Genomic DNA, 3,991 nt, shown 5'->3' on the forward strand with positions numbered 1-3,991 from the left:
AAAATCGAAAGTTGTCAGGCAGGGTATTGTCTTACCGCTGCTGAATGCTGATTCCGTCAGACCCAGTGCGGCATCCAGAGCTTGTTGCTTGAGAGAGTGCTGCTGCGTGAAGGTGTTCATATCGGCCAGAACATTGACCTGTCTCGGCGAGAACTGGAAGGGACCGCCATCATTTTCGACAGCTTTTTCTGCAGCCTTCAGGACTTCCCTCATTCTCCCAATGTCTGCTTTCCTGACTCCAATCTCACTTCTAAGGTGAAGCCGTTCCTTAAGCAGTTGACGGATCTTGCCGCCATTACCATCATACCCGCCCAGCTGTAAAAGTTTTTCTAGCAGGGCACTAATCCGGTGTTCACAGGTGTCAGTGGAGTCTGGTTTGAGACCCGCAGCTTCTTCAGTGGCGTCAAGCGCCGCTTCATGATGATCCACCAGAGCTTTTTGTGCTTTTGATACAGCATCACTTGCCTGCTTCAAGATTAAGCCCAGCCTGTCCATTTCGTTCATATGCAGGGTTTTAGCTTTCTGATCGATGTCGCCAGGATCGATCATCTCCTTTTCTTTAAGCTCCAGCTTTTCTTTTGCATTCCACTGTTCAATCTGTGCATTCACCAAATCACTGCTTTTTATGTAGTGCTGATCTACGAATTTCCTGATTTGAAAGTACTTTCTCTTGGCTAAAAACAGTTCACCCAATGCTTCATTATCTTCGTTCTGAACATGAGAATCTGTATTGGCAAGGCCAATACAGTAAAGAGCGTTTTCCACTGAACCGAATTCATCCTTTATCTGGATGCTCAGACCTGTTTTGGCATTCAGTTCATTAAGGATTTCACCTTGTCTTTCTCTGCCGTATCCCCGCAGGAAATGACTGAAGTCCCTTAATCGCTCCTCAGAGGTTTGTTCGTCAACAGCAGCCAGATCCAACTCGATCTGAACTTGTTTCATTGCCTGATTGAGAGCCATGTTCTCTTCATCCAGGAGATCCCGGAGGTCAGCAGGTTGACCCGCAAATAACAGGTGTTTGCCACTAACAGCAATCAGCCTGCGATGAACGGCTGCCAGTTCACTTTCAGCTTGTTGTATTGTTTGTCTGGCGCTGGCTACCTCGCGATCAAGAACGTATCGGGGTTTAGGTCCCAGGCGAGCCATTTGTCTGTCAAGCTCACCTTCAATGGCTGCGATATGCTCATTAACGGTGGTAACACCTACTTTGGGAACTTCTTCATAAAGCTCTTGGAGTTTTTCTTTAATTAAAATATTCTGGTCGTTTATACCGGCGTCATCTTCATAGGACTTAATGTTGAGTTGATGAGCGATTTCATTGTTTCTGCTTCTTCTGACATCTTCATCGCCAAAGGCTTCGTCTACTTCTTCCATTAATGCCAAAATATTTTTTTCAAGAACATACTTTTTTTCAGGCAGGTAGGCTTTTCTTCTGAATATTATTCCCAGATCATTGGCCAGTTTAGCCACGAAAGCCCCGCCTTTTTCATCAGCCTCTTCGCGGACAAAGTCGTAGATGTGCAGCTTGTCCTCTATAATTTTGAGTATACTTGACTGTCTTGTTGCGGCTCGGCTGCTCACATTTTCGACATAAAAGTCAAGATTCCTTTGAAGGTTCTGAAGTTCTGTGTTCCCGGCCTGGCTCCTGAATAGGATGCCTTCTTTCCGGAGTGAATGCTTTATCGTATCGACCGTGGATTCTGAGACCTCACCGCTGTCAAGTTTTGTACGAACCCTGTCAAGCCTTGCGGTTTTGTCATCACCATTATTGACTTCTATTTTGAGTATGTCTTCTACTGTTTTCAGCATTTTCAGAGCCACTTTCTCTTCCTGCTGTCTGACTTTTGTCATCCTTGTCTGAATTTCCTCAGAAATGGCGTTGCGACGGTAATACACATCGTCCTCACTATTGAGGTCATCCATATCAAGGGCTTTTTCCACATCAGACAGTTTTTCCAGTACCACAGGCATGGCTTTGGGGTGGCCTGGTGTTCTGATGTCTTTCAGTTCTTCTTCCAGATATTGAAGACTGCTGAACCTCTGATACATTGCTGTTTTCAGTGCATTGTCTTCTTCCGTGGTGCTGTCTTCATCCAGCCTGATACGTAAAATCAGTGCCAGACCATCTTGCTCGGTTTTGACGTCAGGTTCTTCCATGCAGCATTGAGCATTCAGTGCCTGGATTTTCTGAAGCAAATGTTCTTGATCTTTGCCGAGGGTAGTGCCCTGAGTATTCAGTGACTGAAGTCTGTCAAACAGGTTTTTTTGTTGAAGATTCAGTATATGTTTACTCTGTAGTTGAGCATTCAGTGTCTCAATTCTTTGAAGCAGTTGATTTAGTTGAGCGTCAATATCTACATTGCGATCAAAATTCTGAAGGTTTAAATGTTCGGCAATGGTTGCATAGCTGGCTTTGGTTTCGGCATCTCTTCTGGTTTTCTGGTGCTGAAGCCGTTCATAGATCTGAACTATACGCTGCTTGTGTTGCTGCTGAATGGCCTGAAGAATGTCACGTTGACGGGCTACCAGGTCATCTTCGTTTTCAGGAACCAGGCCCAGCTGACGTTCAGCGATAGCCATTGTCTCCCGGAATACAGCATCATAGGGTTCAACTGGGTGTTGTCGCAGACGCTCTTGAATGCACTGAAAGCGGGCATCCAGATCTTTTTCATCGATTTTAATAATACCGAGCTGGCGTTCTAGAGCCGGCAGTGTTGTTTCTATAGATTCTCCCTCAGGCTGTCCTGTTGTGGCCAACGCCTTGTTGATTGCATGAATTTTTATACTGATGAGTCTGGCTTGTTTTTCCAGTGACTGGCAATCATCCCAGTCTTCAATGCCAAGCTCTTCTGCCAGTCGAGCGTTGCGGGCTTTTGTGGCTTCTGCTCTGGCATTACGAATTTGTTTTTCCAGCCCCGGGATTCGTTCGACTTTCTGCCGAAATTCCCGTAACAGGCTTTGCTGTCTTTCCGATACGCCATGAAGCTGTCGAAGATCATGCTCAGCCTGATACTTAAGCTGAAGTACTATGAGCTTTTGCTTTTCAATGGCAGTGGCTTTCCCCAACATGATCTTTAAGTGGTTATTAACCTGGGTGAGTTTGCGTTCTCTTTTCAGCTGATCTATCAGTTTGCTGTCACTCTTGATCAGCTGCCTGGTCATGTCGCTCAGGACTTTGAAAGCAAAGCGGTCGTTGTCGTAAGAAACATCGAGCTGTGATTCGTCAACAACGGGTACAAGACCCATAATGCCCTGAACAACATTCTGATGACTCAGAAAGTCTCTAAGTAAGGGTTTGAAGCTGAAGTGTTTGGTCAGTTGAATCTGCAGCCAGGTTGGCGTGATAGCGGACGAGGCGGCTCTGATATGTTCCAGTGTGAATTCAAATTCTAATACCGTAATTGCCCGATCTTGATCAGCGGTGGCCAATGCCTGCTGGAGATATTCATAGAATGCAAGCGCACGTCCCGACACTCTATCTTCGTTTGTAAGCGTTGTCGGTTGATTTTTGCTCACTTCAGCATTGTGCCGTGCAACAAACTCCTCCAACAGTGCCATTTGCCTGCTTCGAATGACGTGCTGGAAGCTTTTGACGCGGAATATATTAATCTTTGTTACCCATGCAGGAGCCAGGTTATTGCCCTCAGCTTCTTTCCAGAGGTTGTGGAGCTTCTCTACAAAAGCAGTATCACGGGGGTTCAGCTTCTGACCATGAAAAACAATAACCTCCCCCGGAGTTTCTGCGACTTCCAGCTTTGGATAACCCGCAGGTACAGCAGAAACCTGTGCGTCATCCCCGACGTGTACAACATAGCCGACGGGTTTGCTGTGTGCCAACAGTTCATTTAGAGCCTGCTGTTGTAAATCCCCGCCCAGAACATGAACCTGGAAATAGGCTGAGGTAGCCGCTGCCAGGAGAGCCTCGTCATTGACAAAGAGTGATTGACCCAGACGTTGCAGTTCAGGGGGCTGATCGCCCGAAGCGATA

General features: G+C 46.4%; 1 protein-coding gene. It reads right to left on the bottom strand.

Going from position 1 to position 3,991, the window contains the following annotated elements:
* Positions 1-3,991: hypothetical protein (locus KDK19_RS09200; RefSeq protein WP_257291796.1), on the bottom strand; the 3,991-nt coding region annotated here is incomplete at both ends.

The sequence above is a fragment of the Endozoicomonas sp. ONNA1 genome (genome assembly GCF_024606325.1).
In the GTDB taxonomy this organism is placed as follows: domain Bacteria; phylum Pseudomonadota; class Gammaproteobacteria; order Pseudomonadales; family Endozoicomonadaceae; genus Endozoicomonas_A.